Raw genomic sequence first — 14,380 nt, forward strand, 5'->3', positions numbered from 1 at the left:
ACCCAAGCGCATCGATTTCAACACGCCCGAGATGCAGCGCAAGCGGCGTATTCGCGCGCTCAAGGATCGCTTCACGCGCTGGTATGTGTTGGTCGGTGGCCTGGCCGTGCTGGCCGCGATCACCTTGATCTTCTTCTTTCTCGCCTACGTGGTGGTACCGCTGTTCAAAGGCGCAGACCTGACGGTCGAGCCGCCGCTGCATCCCGCTTGGCTGCAGGATGCCGGCAAGCCTCTGGTGTATGCGCTCGAAGAGCAGAACGAGGCGGGCATGCGCGTCTCGGAGCAGGGCACGGCACTGTTCTTCAATGCTCATACCGGGGAAGAGCTGTCGCGCACGGCGTTGCCGATTCCCGCCGGCGTGACCGTGACCGCCAGCGCCAAGGACCAGCCAGGTGCGCCACTGGTGGTACTGGGCCTGTCCAACGGCCAGGCTCTGGTGTTTCGCCACACCTACCGGGTGACTTACCCGGGTGGCAACAAGACGGTGACCCCGGCGATCGAATACCCCTACGGCAACGCCCCCATCGAACTTGATCCTCAAGGCCGCGCGCTGGAGCGGGTGAGCATCAATGCCAGCGACTCCAGCCTGATCCTGGCCGGTTCCACCGGTGACCAGCTCCACGTGCTGCAGCTCACCCGCGAAGAAAACATGATGACCGGCGAGGTCGCCAACGAGCAGAAGCGCATCGAGCTGCCGCAGATGAACCAGGCGGTAAAGGCGATCTTCATCGACCCGCGCCAGCAGTGGCTTTATGTGATCAACGGCCGTGCCCAGGTCGATGTTTTCAGCCTGCGCGACCGCAGCATGAACGGCCGCTACAAGCTCAGCGAAAACGCCGACACCCAGATCACCGCCAGCGCCCAGTTGGTCGGCGGCATCTCGCTGATCATCGGCGACTCCAGGGGCGGCCTGGCGCAATGGTTCATGGCCCGCGACGAAGACGGCGAACCACGCCTCAAGCAGATCCGTACCTTCCAGATGGGGCACGCGCCGATCATCCAGATCAGCTCCGAACAGCGGCGCAAGGGCTTCACCGCGCTGGATGCATCCGGCCAGCTGGGGGTTTTCCACAGCACGGCGCACCGCACCCTGCTGGTCGAGCCCGTGGTCGACGGCGCGGGTATCTACGCCATGGCGCCGCGGGCCAACAAGCTCATGGTCGAAGCCAACGGCGCGTTGCAGCCCTTGACCCTGCACAACCCGCATCCGGAAGTTTCGTGGAGCTCGATGTGGAGCAAGGTCTGGTACGAAAACTACGACAAACCAGCCTATGTCTGGCAGTCGACCGCAGCCAACACCGATTTCGAACCCAAGATGAGCCTGGCGCCGCTGACGTTCGGCACCTTGAAGGCCGCGTTCTACGCAATGCTGCTGGCCGCACCGCTGGCCATTGCCGCGGCGATCTACACCGCCTACTTCATGGCCCCCGGCATGCGCCGCAAGGTCAAGCCGGTCATCGAGCTGATGGAAGCCATGCCTACGGTGATCCTCGGCTTCTTCGCCGGCCTGTTCCTGGCACCTTATGTCGAAGGTCATCTGCCCGGTATCTTCAGCCTGCTCCTGCTTACCCCGCTGGGCATCCTGAGCGCAGGTTTCGTGGTCAGTCGCCTGCCGGAGTCGATCCGCCTGCGCATTCCGGACGGTTGGGAAAGCGCGATCCTGATCCCGGTGATCCTGCTGGTGGGCTGGTTTGCGCTGTACATGAGCCCGTTCCTGGAAACCTGGTGGTTCGGCGGCGACATGCGCCTGTGGATCAGCAACGACCTGGGCATCACCTACGATCAGCGCAACGCGTTGGTGGTGGGCCTGGCCATGGGCTTCGCGGTCATTCCGAACATCTATTCGATTGCCGAGGACGCCGTGTTCAGCGTGCCGCGCGGCCTGACCCTGGGTTCGCTGGCGCTGGGCGCCACACCCTGGCAGACCCTGACCCGGGTGGTGATTCTGACCGCGAGCCCAGGCATCTTCTCGGCGCTGATGATCGGCATGGGCCGGGCCGTGGGCGAAACCATGATCGTGCTGATGGCCACCGGCAACACACCGGTCATGGAAATGAACCTGTTCGAAGGCCTGCGCACCCTGGCGGCCAACGTCGCGGTGGAAATGCCCGAGTCGGAAGTGGGCGGCAGTCACTACCGCGTGCTGTTCCTCTCGGCCCTGGTGCTGCTGTTGTTCACCTTCGTCATGAACACCGCGGCCGAGCTGATTCGTCAGCGCCTGCGCAAAAAGTATTCGTCGCTTTGAGAAAAGGTAGCCAGCTGTGAAGCAGAACTCCCTGAAAGGCTGGTTCAAGAGCGGCTCGCCCGGCGTATGGCTGAGCGGCGGGGCCGTGTCCATCGCGGTGATCATGACCCTGGGGCTGCTGGCGGTGATCGCCGTGCGTGGCCTGGCACATTTCTGGCCGGCCGACCTGATACACGCCAGCTACAACGTGCCGGGAATGGCCAACCACCTGGTCATCGGCGAAATCGTGCAGAAGGAAGAGGTGCCGCGCGAACGTCTGAAAAGTGCCGGCCTGCCGGTGCCGGACAGCGGCCCCGAATTCATGACCCGCGAGCTGGTCAAGGTCGGCAACCGCGACATCAACGGTGCCGATTTCACCTGGATCGTCGGCGACTGGTTGGCCGAGCAGAGCACCCCGCCCGAGCTCATGGCGCTGGAGCGGCGCGAGTGGGGCAATTTCTATGGCTACCTGGTCAATATCAAGGAACAAGGCAAGGTTGTCGCCGAGGGCGAAACTGCCTGGCCGGAACTGCAAAGCCGCATCACCCGGGTCAGCGACCTGGCGGAGGCACTGAGGCGGCTGGAGAAGTCCGATATCGGCAAGGTCAACGCCGGCCTGGAAAGGCTGCGCCTGCAGGCCCGCCGACTGGAGCTCGAAGGCCAACTCACGCCTGTGGCGCAGGCCGACATGGACGCCGAGCGCGCCGAGCTCGACGCGAGTTACAAAGACATCGAAACCCGCCTGGGCGCGCTGCATGCCCAGGTCAATCGCGACAGCCTCACGGTGCGTGACGCCAACGGCAAGGAAATCGAGGTTCAGCTGGGCCAGATCGTCCACGCCTATCAGCCCAATGCCATGAATACGCTGACCAAGCTGGGTTTCTATTTCAGCAAGATGTGGGAATTCCTCAGCGATGACCCGCGCGAAGCCAACACCGAGGGCGGGATCTTTCCAGCCATCTTCGGCACGGTGATGATGACCCTGATCATGGCCGTCATCGTCACGCCGTTCGGCGTACTGGCGGCGGTCTACCTGCGTGAGTACGCCAAGCAGAATACCTTCACGCGTCTGATCCGCATTGCGGTGAACAACCTGGCGGGTGTACCGGCCATCGTCTATGGCGTGTTCGGCCTGGGGTTCTTCGTCTATGTGCTCGGTGGCTCGCTCGATCGGCTGTTCTTTCCCGAGGCCCTGCCGGCGCCGACCTTCGGCACGCCGGGGCTGTTGTGGGCGTCGCTGACCCTGGCCCTGCTGGCGGTGCCGGTGGTGATCGTGGCCACCGAGGAGGGCCTGGCACGAATTCCGCGGACCGTGCGCGAGGGCTCGCTCGCCCTCGGCGCGACCAAGGCGGAAACCCTGTGGAAGATCGTCCTGCCCATGGCCAGCCCGGCAATGATGACCGGCATGATCCTGGCCGTGGCCCGCGCTGCTGGCGAGGTGGCGCCGCTGATGCTGGTGGGTGTGGTCAAGCTGGCGCCGTCGCTGCCGCTGGACGGCAACTACCCGTACCTGCACCTGGACCAGAAGATCATGCACCTGGGCTTTCATATCTATGACGTCGGTTTCCAGAGCCCCAACGTGGAGGCCGCGCGACCGCTGGTGTATGCCACCGCATTGCTGCTGGTGCTGGTGATCGCTACGCTGAACCTGTCGGCAGTGTGGATCCGCAACCACTTGCGCGAGAAGTACAAGGCGCTGGACAGTTGAGGGGTGTGTCAGTGATGACCCCTTCGCGGGCAGAGCCCGCTCCCGCAAGGGCGGTGAGCGCTCGGCCCGCGAACAGCTCATCACAGCCCCCGGAATATTCCAACGTTGAACCGAATTTGACAGCCTCTGGAGTCTGCCATGCAGCATGAAAACCCATCCCATGGCATCAACCTGTCGGCCCTGGGGCGCGACAAGCAGAGCCTGAACCTGGCGAAAGAGACCGTGGCCATCGAAGTGCCCGGCCTGAGCCTGTTCTACGGCGACAAGCAAGCGCTGTTCGATATCGGCATGAACATTCCCAAGCAGCGCGTGACCGCCTTCATCGGCCCGTCGGGCTGCGGCAAGTCGACCCTGCTGCGCACCTTCAACCGCATGAACGACCTGGTCGATGGCTGCCGCGTACAGGGTGCCATCAACCTCTATGGCCACGACATCTATAGCAAGGGCGAGGACGTCGCCGAGCTGCGCCGCCGCGTCGGCATGGTGTTCCAGAAGCCCAACCCGTTCCCCAAGACCATCTACGAGAACGTGGTCTACGGCCTGCGCATCCAGGGCATCAACAAGAAGCGCATTCTCGATGAAGCGGTCGAGTGGGCGCTCAGGGGCGCAGCCTTGTGGGACGAGGTCAAGGACCGCCTGCACGAGTCGGCGCTGGGCCTGTCCGGCGGCCAGCAGCAGCGTCTGGTGATCGCCCGCACCATCGCCGTCGAGCCCGAGGTACTGTTGCTCGACGAACCGTGCTCGGCGCTCGACCCGATTTCCACGCTCAAGGTCGAAGAGCTGATCTACGAGCTCAAGTCCAAGTACACCATCGTCATCGTGACCCACAACATGCAGCAGGCCGCGCGGGTGTCGGACTACACGGCGTTCATGTACATGGGCAAGCTGGTGGAGTTCGGCGATACCGACACGCTGTTCACCAATCCCGCCAAGAAGCAGACCGAAGACTACATTACCGGTCGCTACGGCTAGGGCTTCGCAGCGGTTGCTGGCATCATCCCGAGTGGACGCACCAAGGATTCGACCCATGATCAGTAAAGAAGGCCTCACCCATCACATCTCGCAGCAGTTCAACGCCGAACTCGAGGAGGTGCGCAGCCACCTGCTGGCCATGGGCGGGCTGGTCGAGAAGCAGGTCAACGACGCGGTCACCGCGCTGATCGAGGCCGACTCCGGCCTGGCCCAGCAGGTGCGCGAGGTCGACGAGCAGATCAACCAGATGGAGCGCAACATCGACGAGGAATGCCTGCGCATCCTCGCACGTCGACAGCCCGCGGCCTCCGACCTGCGGCTGATCATCAGCATTTCCAAGTCGGTGATCGACCTGGAGCGCATCGGCGACGAATCGACCAAGATCGCCCGCCGCGCCATCCAGCTGTGCGAGGAGGGCGAGTCGCCGCGTGGCTACGTCGAGGTGCGGCACATCGGCGACCAGGTACGCATCATGGTGCGCGACGCGCTCGACGCTTTCGCCCGCTTCGACGCCGACCTGGCCCTGTCGGTGGCGCAGTACGACAAGACCATCGACCGCGAGTACAAGACGGCGCTGCGCGAGCTGGTGACCTACATGATGGAGGACCCGCGCTCCATCTCCCGAGTGCTCAACGTGATCTGGGTGCTGCGCTCGCTGGAGCGCATCGGCGACCACGCGCGCAACATCTCCGAACTGGTGATTTACCTGGTGCGCGGCACCGATGTGCGGCACATGGGCCTCAAGCGCATGAAGCAGGAAGTCGAAGGCACCCTCGACAGCGCTAATGTTCTGGACCAACCTGACGATAAGTAAGGTGGCCCGACACGAACGCCCGGCCTTTGCCGGGCGTTTTTCATTGTGGGTCGAAGCGAGGCAGCCGTGTGGCCAGCCACGCCACGTGGCACGTGGCCCTTGGCGAGCGGTAATGCCTGCGCGGTTTTCAGGAGCGGTCGATGAGCAAGATCAGTGTACTGGTAGTGGATGACGCGCCGTTCATCCGCGATCTGGTGAAGAAATGCCTGCGCAATGCCTTTCCCGGCATCGTCGTCGAAGATGCAGTCAACGGACGCAAGGCGCAGTCCTTGATGATGCACAACAGTTACGACATGGTGCTGTGCGACTGGGAAATGCCGGAAATGTCAGGCCTTGAACTGCTGACCTGGACCCGCGAGCAGGAAAACAGCAAGACCTTGCCCTTCATCATGGTGACCAGTCGAGGCGACAAGGAAAACGTCGTGCAGGCGATCCAGGCCGGCGTTTCCGATTACATCGGCAAGCCGTTCACCAACGAACAGCTGATGACCAAGGTCAAGAAGGCCCTGGCCAAGGTCGGCAAGCTGCAGGCATTGGCCGCCGGGGCGCCGACTCGCCAGCAGGCCGCTTCGGCCTTTGCCAACGATTCACTCAGTGCGTTGACCTCGGGCCGTGCCGAGCCTGCACGGGCTGCAGCACCGGCGTCTCGTCCTGCCAGCCCACTATTGTCAGGTGCAGCGCCGCCGCCCCCGCGAGCTTCAGCGCCCATGGGCCGCGGGCAGGGCCAACTGCGCTTGCCGGGTGGCAGCCAGCAGTGCGTGATCAAGGCCCTGAGCCTCAAGGAAGCGTTGCTGGTGGTACGCCGCGCAGCCGTGTTGCCCCAGGTGCTGGAGTTGGCTGTCCTGGACCTTGAGCAGGGCGAGAATGCCGAGGTGGCTCGCCTCAACGGCTACCTGCACGCCGTCGCCGCCTTCGAGCCCAAGCCCGACAGCGACTGGCTGCAGCTGACGTTCCGTTTTCTCGATCAGGATGCGCAGAAGCTCGACTACGTTTCGCGCTTGATCGCCCGTGGATCGGTGCAGAAACATTTCGTGCCAGGCGCCTGACAGATGGCACATTGCCGCTGCGCCGATACCTGCTAATCTTGGCGCTCGTTCCCCTTCAGACATCGCCCCCATGGTCTATCGCCTCCTGCTGATCTGCGGCCTGCTCGCGGCCGCCCCCATGGCTCAGGCGGCGACCGTCTACAAGTTCACCAATGCCGATGGCGTCACCTCCTATACCGACCGGCCCGTGCCCGGCGCGCGGGTCTTCGTGCTGCGCGAGCGCATCGTCGAGCGCATCGACCGGCAGGTTCGTCTGGAGGTGAAGAAAGGCAAGGGCAGCGCCAATTTCATGGTGCGCAACGATCTGTACGCGCCCGTCGAGGTCGAGCTGAAGCTGAGCAAGTTGCGCAACGTGCAAGGCCTGCCGCCCAGCAGCATCCGCCGGGTGGTGCCCGCGCGCAGCAGCGTCAGCCTGGTGGTGCTCACGGCCCAGCAGGCCGGCAAGCCGTTGGGCTATGCGCAGACGCTGGTGTCCTCGATCGGTGACCCGCAGGGCGAGGCGCATGGTTATCGCTATCCGTTCCCATGGCGCGGCGGACCTTTCCGCCTGACCCAGGGCCCCAATGGCAAATACAGCCATTTCGGCGCCAAGGGACGCTATGCCATGGACATCGCCATGCCCGAAGGCACGCCGATCATAGCGGCGCGCGGCGGCACGGTGATCAAGGTGGAAAACGAGCAGGACAATCGCGGTGACAACCCGTCGGGCAACTTCGTGCGCATCCTCCACGAGGACGGCACCATGGGCGTCTATCTGCACCTGATGCGCGGTTCGGTCAGCGTCAGGGAGGGGCAGCAGGTCAGTGTCGGCTCGGCGCTGGCGCGCTCGGGCAACACCGGCAACAGCACCGGCCCGCACCTGCATTTCGTGGTGCAGCGCAACGTCGGCCTGGCGCTGGAATCGATCCCCTACCAGTTCGACCGGCCATTGGGCGTGCTCCCCAACTTTGCCGTCGGCGGCCAGTAGCCTCGTCGCAGGAACCACCCCCTGCGTGAGCAGACCTTTGTGCTACTGACCCATGTGGGAGCGGGTTCTACCCGCGAAGAGGCCAGCAAGGTCACTGCACAGTGCCCGGCCTGCTCGCAGCTGGCACCGACCTGCCACATATCACTCGATCTTGAGCACCTTGGCCAGGATGATCTTCGGCCCCTTCATCTTCTTGATGATGATGCGCAGCCCTTCGACTTCCAGCAGCTCTTCTTCCTCGGGCACCCGCTTGAGGGTCTCGTAGATCAAGCCTGCCAGGGTTTCCGCCTCGATGTGATCCAGGTCCACGCCCAACAGCCGCTCGACCTTGAACAGCGGCGTGTCGCCACGCACCAGCAACTTGCCGGGCTGATAGGCGAGGATGCCGCGCTCGGCCTTGCGGTGTTCGTCCTGAATATCGCCGACCAAGACTTCCAGCACGTCTTCCATGGTCAGATAACCGATGATCTTGCCGTCGGCTTCCTCCACCAGGGCGAAGTGTGCGCCGCCCTTGCGGAACTGCTCCAGCAGGCGCGACAACGGCATGTGCCGCGATACGCGCTCCAACGGGCGGGTCAGCTCGGCCAGGTTGAACGACTCCGGCAGGTGGTCGAGTGCGGCCAGCTCCAGCAGCAGGTCCTTGATGTGCAACAGGCCGACGAATTCTTCGCGCTCGGTGTCGTACACCGGATAGCGGCTGAATTTATGCCGGCGAAACATCGCCAGGATTTCCTTGAGCGGCGCGTTGAATTCCAGGCTCACCAGGTCTTCGCGGGAGTTGGCCCAGTCGACCACTTCCAGCTCGCCCATCTCCACCGCCGACGCCAGCACGCGCATGCCTTGGTCACTGGGGTCCTGGCCACGGCTCGAATGCAGGATCAGCTTGAGCTCGTCGCGGCTGTAGTGATGTTCGTGGTGCGGGCCGGGCTCGCCCTGGCCGGCGATGCGCAGAATGCCGTTGGCGCTGGCGTTGAGCAGGTAGATGGCCGGGTACATCGCCCAGTAGAACAGATACAGCGGCACGGCCGTCCACATCGACAGCAGCTCGGGCTTGCGGATCGCCCATGACTTGGGCGCCAGCTCGCCGACCACGATGTGCAGGTAGGAGATGACGAAGAAGGCACTGAAGAACGACACGCCCTTGATCACTTCCGGCGACTGCACGCCGACTGCGCCCAGCAGGGGTTCGAGTATGTGCGCGAAGGCCGGCTCACCGACCCAGCCCAGGCCCAGCGAGGCCAGGGTGATGCCCAACTGGCAGGCGGACAGGTAGGCGTCCAGCTGGCTGTGCACGGTACGCAGGATGCTGCCGCGCCATCCATGCTTCTTGGCGATGGCTTCCACGCGGGTCGAGCGCAGTTTGACCATGGCGAACTCGGCGGCAACGAAGAAGCCGTTGAGCAATACCAGGAACAGAGCGAAAAGAATCATGCCGAAGTCGGCGAACAATGACGAAAGGGAGATGCCTGTGGAAGGGTCCATGGTGGCGTTTTACGGTGTCCGTGTGCTGGAAGGGAAGTGAGGCGATACCCGGCGCGGGTAATGTGTTTGGCAATGTAACGGCTGGGCGGGCACTTGCCTAGTGGGGTGCGCCGATAAGGCTGCCATATGCAGCGTTCTCCCAACAGACTGCAGCGCCTGCTTCGCGGCCAATGACCGCGCCTGCGACAGGATCGCGCCCTGCGCGGTTACCGGATCACTACCTGCACCGCCGAGAAGTGGCAGGTGAAGAGGCTGCCACGGCCCGGCACGCTGCTGATCTCCAGCGTGGCCCGATGGCGCAGCAGCACGTGCTTGACGATGGCCAAGCCCAGCCCGGTACCGCCGGTGTTGGAAGCCCGGCTCGAGTCCACTCGGTAGAAGCGTTCGGTGAGGCGCGGCAGGTGCTTGGCGTCGATGCCGATTCCCGAATCCTGGACCCGCAGATGGGCGCCCTGGGCATCGGCCCAGCAGCGCACACGGATGGTCCCCTGTTCCGGCGTGTATTTCACCGCGTTGAACACCAGATTGGAGAACGCACTGCGCAACTCGGCCTCGCTGCCCTTGAGCAGTACATCGTTTTCGATGTCCAGGCTGATCGTCTGGTTACGCGGTCCGGACAAGGCCCGCGCGTCGCTGACGATGCTCTGCAGCAGAGGCGTGACCGCCACCGGCAGGTTGTCCGAGGGGTAGTCGGTGGCTTCCAGTTTGGCCAGCAACAGCAGATCGTTGAGCAGGGTCTGCATGCGCACGCCTTGCTGCTCCATCTGCTGCAGGGCCCGGGTCCAGCGTGGATTGACGTTTTCGACGTTGTCCAGGAGGGTTTCCAGGTAGCCGGTGATCACCGTCAGCGGCGTGCGCAGCTCGTGGGACACGTTGGCCACGAAATCCTTGCGCATCTGCTCCAGCTGATGAATGCGGGTCACATCGCGCACCAGCATCAGGTGTTCGTTGTTGCCGTAGCGGGTGATCAGAAACTGCACGCGCAGGCGGTCGTTGACCGGCGAGGGGATTTCCAGAGGCTCGGCGTACTGCTCGTGCGCAAAGTATTCCTTGAAGCGTGGATGGCGTATCAGGTTGGTCACCGGTTGGCCGCTGTCCTGTGGGGTCTTGAGCCCCAGCAGGGTTTCGGCGGCGCGGTTCCACCATTCCAGGTTGCCGTCGGCGTCGAGCATGATCACCGCATCGCGCAGCGCCGCAGTGGACTCCTGCACGCGGTCGATCACGGCCTGCAGCCGCCCGCGCGCGCGCTGATCGCGGCGCTGCATGTGATAGATGCTGTCGAACACTTCACCCCACAGGCCATAACCGTCGGGCGGCGGTTGGTCGGGCTGGTGCTCGCGCAGCCAGCGGTGCAGGCGCAACAGTTGCTTGAGGGTCCAGGCCAGGTACACCGCCAGCCCCGCTGCCAGGCACCAGCCGTAGTGGCCAGTGAGCATCCCGACCAACAGGCACCCCGCCACCAGCAGCAGCATGTGACGCACCAGGGTGGCATACCAGTCTTGTTTCACGTATCGCGCATCCTTTGCTGTGAAAGCCTGCCGGTTCAGCTCTTGGTGGAGAAGCGGTAACCGGTGCCGCGCACGGTTTGTACCAGATTTTCGTAGGCGTCACCCAGGGCTTTGCGCAGGCGCCGGATATGCACGTCCACGGTGCGCTCTTCGACATAGACGTTGCCACCCCAGACCTGGTCGAGCAACTGCCCGCGGGTGTAGGCACGCTCCTGATGGGTCATGAAGAACTGCAGCAGGCGGTATTCGGTGGGGCCCATTTCGGCAGGCTTGCCGTCGATGGTGACGCGATGGCTGATCGGGTCGAGCAGCAGGCCGCCGACTTCGATCGGCGATTCGCCATCGCTGGGGCCGGCGCGGCGCAGCACGGCCTTGAGCCGGGCCACCAGTTCGCGCGGCGAGAACGGCTTGGTGATGTAGTCGTCGGCACCGACTTCCAGGCCCTGGATCTTGTTGTCTTCCTCGCCCTTGGCGGTGAGCATGATGATCGGGATATCGCCGGTCAGCTCGTCGCGCTTGAGGCGCCGGGCCAATTCGATGCCCGAGGTGCCGGGCAGCATCCAGTCGAGCAGGATGAGATCGGGTTTGCGGTCGACGATGATCGCGTGGGCCTGCTGCGCGTTCTCCGCCTCAAGGCTGTCGTAGCCTGCCATTTCCAGGGCCACGGCGATCATTTCGCGGATCGGTGCCTCATCGTCGACGATGAGAATGCTCCTGCCAGCCATTGTGCGAACCTCTTGTCATTACCCTGTCATGCGCCGCATTAGATAACGCAATTATTGCAGTCGTGTGACAGGTGTTCGAGCGTATCAAATTAGTCAGACTGTACTAAGCTGTAAATCCCTGTTCATTGAAGACGAGAAGCACTCATGAAGACTCGCACGACTTCGGCCTGGACGGCCCTGTGTGGCGCCTTGGCGCTGACGCTGTCCGGCATGGCGATGGCCGCCGATCATCCGCGCCTGGAACCGGGCAAGGCATTCGTCGATGGTCGCGGCATGACGCTCTATACCTACGCCGAGGACGAAGACGGCAAATCGACGTGCAACGCCGACTGCGCCAAGAACTGGCCGCCGCTGATGGCCGACAAGGGCGCCAGCGACGATGGCGACTGGACCGTGCTCAGCCGCGACGACGGCAGCCTGCAATGGGCCTACATGGGCAGCCCGCTGTACACCTACAAGGGCGACAAGAAGCCTGGCGAAACCAGTGGCGATGGCAAGAAGGAGAATGCCTGGCAGGTGGCGCGCCCTGTAGAAGACTGATCCGCTTCGCGCGCTACGCTGCAGCTGCCAGGGACGGCATCGACGCAACGCCCCTCAACGCAACGCATAGTCGAGCACGATACCGACGAAAATCGCCAGGCCCACCCAGTGGTTGTGCAGAAACGCCCTGAAGCAGGCCATCCGCTCGCGCTCGCGGCTGTGCCACCACTGCCAGCCGAAGCACACGGCGGCTACCGCCAGGCCTGCATGAAACCAGCCGCCGAGGCCGAACCGCGCGCCGGCCAGCAGCAGGCAGGCCAGCGCCAGCCCCTGTAGAATGACGATGATCAACCGATCGGCAGCGCCGAACAGGATGGCGGTCGACTTCACCCCGATGCGCAGGTCGTCGTCGCGGTCGGTCATGGCGTAATAGGTATCGTAGGCCACCGTCCACAGCAGGTTGGCGATCCACAGCAGCCAGGCGGCGGCTGGCAGCTCGCCGGTTTCGGCGGTGAACGCCATCGGCATGCCCCACGAGAACGCCATGCCCAGCACCACCTGTGGGTAGTAGGTGTAGCGCTTCATGAACGGGTAGCTCGCCGCCAATACCAGACCGCCGACCGACAGGCCGATGGTCTGGGCGTTGGTGCACAGCACCAGAATGAAACTGATGCTGACCAGTACGGCAAAGAACACCAGTGCCTCCTTGCTGCTGATCCTGCCGCTGACCAGTGGCCGCGCTTCGGTACGCTTGACGTGCCCGTCGACCTTGCGGTCGGCGAAATCGTTGATCACGCAGCCGGCCGCACGCATCAGCACCACGCCGGTAACGAAAATCACCAGGTTGGCCGCCGAAGGCCGGCCTTCGCCGGCGATCCACAGGGCCCACAGCGTCGGCCAGAGCAGCAGGTAGACGCCGATGGGCTTGTCCATGCGCGTGAGCTGAACGAAATCCCAGGCGCGCGGGTTCAGCCGGTTCAGCGACTTGAGCAGGCTCTGGTACATCAACGGCTCTCCACTTGGGTACGAACGGCGTGCCACAGCGGCGGCAGGAATACTTCGGCAACCAGCACTGCCAACGGCCCACGGTCGAAACGCGAGCGCCGCGCCCACAGGCCCTCGCCAGCCTGCTGCGCGGGCAGCCACCGGGCCGGGTAGCGGCAGGTCTGGATGGGGCCGCGGACGAACGCCGGGTCGCAGAACAACAGCTCGCCCAGCGAACGGTTGCCCAGCGCCTGCAGATCCAGGTCGCTGGCCTGCAGGCTGCTGCGCGCCGCCACGCTGCGGGCGAACACCCATGGCTGGCCGTGGCCGAGCAGGCAGACCTCGCGCACCCAACCCTGGCTGGCCGACGGCACACCCAGCATCAGGCACTCTTCATCGCGCAGCGGCTGCCAGTCCTGCAGCAGCACGGTGACGCCGAAATGATCATCGCTGAGCTGGACCAAGCGGCGGGTCAGGGAGCCTGGGTCGAACAGCCAGTCGTGTACCAGCGGTTCGGCATTGGCCAGGCATTGCCAATCGGGGGAGGGGTATCCTGAGTGGGGCACGGTAGTGGATCGGGTCGGCCGGAAAGACGCCGAGCTTATCATGTTTGCCAACGCCGATTGGCTGCCCGCGCCTGATGAAGCTTGCATCGCACGGCGTTGATCAGTACAAACCGCGAGAGCCGGGCGACAACGTCACACCATCGAGCGCCCGCCAGACCGCCTGAATACCAAGGGGAAATGATGAAGAAGTGGCAATGTATCGTCTGTGGCCTGATCTACAACGAAGCCGATGGCTGGCCCGAGGACGGGATCATCCCCGGAACCCGCTGGGAAGACGTGCCCGAAGACTGGCTTTGCCCCGATTGTGGCGTGGGCAAGATGGATTTCGAAATGATCGAGATCGGCTGATTGCTACCCACAGGCAGGCCCGGCGTGCGGATCGGCGCCGTTCTGTCGGAATAACCGGCATCTGGCCGCAACAAACCCGTGGCAGACACTGGCGCGCCCTCGTGCAGCGTGCCATTCTCACTCCGTCTGCCGCAGCGTAGAGCCTGCGGCGAGTTGGGCGTCGCCGTCCTCCAGGCAGCCGCCAATAAAAACAAAAACCGTCAATGAGAGGCTTCACCATGCGTAAACCAGAGCTCGTAGATGCCATTGCTGAAAAAGCGGACCTGACCAAGGAACAGGCCAACCGCGTCTTGAATGCCGTACTCGAAGAAATCACCGGCGCACTGCATCGCAAGGACAGTGTCACCCTGGTGGGCTTCGGCACCTTCATCCAGCGTCACCGCGGCGCCCGCACCGGCAAGAATCCGCAGACCGGCGAGCCGGTGAAGATCAAGGCCAGCAATACCGTTGCCTTCAAGCCTGGGAAATCTCTCAAGGACAGCGTGAACACCACCAAGTGAGGTGTCTGCTGCCGCGCCGCTGAGCGCAGTCCCATGGCACCCGGTTCGCCGGGTGC

The 14,380-nt window shown here is 63.8% G+C and carries 14 protein-coding genes; 9 read left to right on the forward strand and 5 right to left on the reverse strand.

Annotated features, from left to right (window positions below):
- Window positions 1-211: 211 nt before the first annotated feature.
- The 6 genes from IFT44_RS15505 (at window position 212) to IFT44_RS15530 (ending at window position 7,731) form a co-directional block, all read left to right on the forward strand.
- Window positions 212-2,245 (forward strand): ABC transporter permease subunit, encoded by a 2,034-nt coding sequence (locus IFT44_RS15505; RefSeq protein WP_446730960.1) that lies wholly within the window; start codon window positions 212-214, stop codon window positions 2,243-2,245.
- A 16-nt stretch (window positions 2,246-2,261) separates the two neighbouring features.
- Window positions 2,262-3,932: a phosphate ABC transporter permease PstA gene (pstA, locus tag IFT44_RS15510; RefSeq protein WP_192103082.1), complete on the forward strand. Its 1,671-nt coding sequence runs from the start codon at window positions 2,262-2,264 to the stop codon at window positions 3,930-3,932.
- Between the two features lie 138 nt (window positions 3,933-4,070).
- Window positions 4,071-4,904 carry a phosphate ABC transporter ATP-binding protein PstB gene (gene pstB / locus IFT44_RS15515; RefSeq protein ID WP_122479985.1) on the forward strand — a complete coding sequence of 278 codons (834 nt, stop codon included), beginning with the start codon at window positions 4,071-4,073 and terminating at the stop codon, window positions 4,902-4,904.
- A 55-nt stretch (window positions 4,905-4,959) separates the two neighbouring features.
- Window positions 4,960-5,718, forward strand: coding sequence for a phosphate signaling complex protein PhoU (gene phoU, locus IFT44_RS15520; RefSeq protein ID WP_043192144.1), 759 nt, complete (start codon window positions 4,960-4,962; stop codon window positions 5,716-5,718).
- A gap of 140 nt (window positions 5,719-5,858) precedes the next feature.
- Window positions 5,859-6,764 (forward strand): response regulator, encoded by a 906-nt coding sequence (locus tag IFT44_RS15525; RefSeq protein WP_192176189.1) that lies wholly within the window; start codon window positions 5,859-5,861, stop codon window positions 6,762-6,764.
- 70 nt (window positions 6,765-6,834) lie between these two features.
- The gene (locus tag IFT44_RS15530) at window positions 6,835-7,731 is read left to right on the forward strand and encodes a peptidoglycan DD-metalloendopeptidase family protein (RefSeq protein WP_185794657.1); all 897 of its coding nucleotides are present in this window, start codon (window positions 6,835-6,837) and stop codon (window positions 7,729-7,731) included.
- Between the two features lie 141 nt (window positions 7,732-7,872).
- Here IFT44_RS15530 and IFT44_RS15535 read toward each other — a convergent pair whose 3' ends face one another.
- The 3 genes from IFT44_RS15535 to phoB form a co-directional block, all read right to left on the reverse strand.
- Window positions 7,873-9,213, reverse strand: a complete 1,341-nt coding sequence (locus IFT44_RS15535) for a hemolysin family protein (RefSeq protein WP_043192150.1) — start codon at window positions 9,211-9,213, stop codon at window positions 7,873-7,875.
- Window positions 9,214-9,419: 206 nt separating this feature from the next.
- The gene (phoR, locus tag IFT44_RS15540; protein ID WP_197975906.1) at window positions 9,420-10,685 is read right to left on the reverse strand and encodes a phosphate regulon sensor histidine kinase PhoR; all 1,266 of its coding nucleotides are present in this window, start codon (window positions 10,683-10,685) and stop codon (window positions 9,420-9,422) included.
- Window positions 10,686-10,756: 71 nt separating this feature from the next.
- Window positions 10,757-11,446, reverse strand: coding sequence for a phosphate regulon transcriptional regulator PhoB (gene phoB / locus IFT44_RS15545; RefSeq protein ID WP_122479981.1), 690 nt, complete (start codon window positions 11,444-11,446; stop codon window positions 10,757-10,759).
- 144 nt (window positions 11,447-11,590) lie between these two features.
- Between phoB and IFT44_RS15550 the strand changes: the two genes are divergently transcribed.
- A complete protein-coding gene (locus tag IFT44_RS15550; protein WP_122479980.1) occupies window positions 11,591-11,986 on the forward strand; it encodes a COG4315 family predicted lipoprotein in 396 nt (131 codons plus the stop codon).
- Between the two features lie 54 nt (window positions 11,987-12,040).
- Here the strand turns inward: IFT44_RS15550 and ubiA are convergent, their stop codons facing one another.
- Complete coding sequence (ubiA, locus tag IFT44_RS15555) at window positions 12,041-12,931, reverse strand: 4-hydroxybenzoate octaprenyltransferase (RefSeq protein ID WP_192137827.1); 891 nt, start codon at window positions 12,929-12,931, stop codon at window positions 12,041-12,043.
- Entirely contained in the window at window positions 12,931-13,476 is a 546-nt protein-coding gene (locus IFT44_RS15560) for a chorismate--pyruvate lyase family protein (protein ID WP_446730959.1), read from the reverse strand. The genes ubiA and IFT44_RS15560 overlap by 1 nt, the downstream gene beginning before the upstream one ends.
- Before the next feature lie 180 nt (window positions 13,477-13,656).
- On the opposite strand from IFT44_RS15560, the gene IFT44_RS15565 reads away from it, so the two are divergent.
- A complete protein-coding gene (locus IFT44_RS15565) occupies window positions 13,657-13,824 on the forward strand; it encodes a rubredoxin (RefSeq protein ID WP_122479977.1) in 168 nt (55 codons plus the stop codon).
- 218 nt (window positions 13,825-14,042) lie between these two features.
- The gene (locus tag IFT44_RS15570; RefSeq protein WP_122479976.1) at window positions 14,043-14,324 is read left to right on the forward strand and encodes an HU family DNA-binding protein; all 282 of its coding nucleotides are present in this window, start codon (window positions 14,043-14,045) and stop codon (window positions 14,322-14,324) included.
- The last annotated feature ends 56 nt before the right edge of the window (window positions 14,325-14,380 follow it).

Source organism: Pseudomonas sp. CFBP 13710, assembly GCF_014842235.1.
In the GTDB taxonomy this organism is placed as follows: domain Bacteria; phylum Pseudomonadota; class Gammaproteobacteria; order Pseudomonadales; family Pseudomonadaceae; genus Aquipseudomonas; species Aquipseudomonas baltica.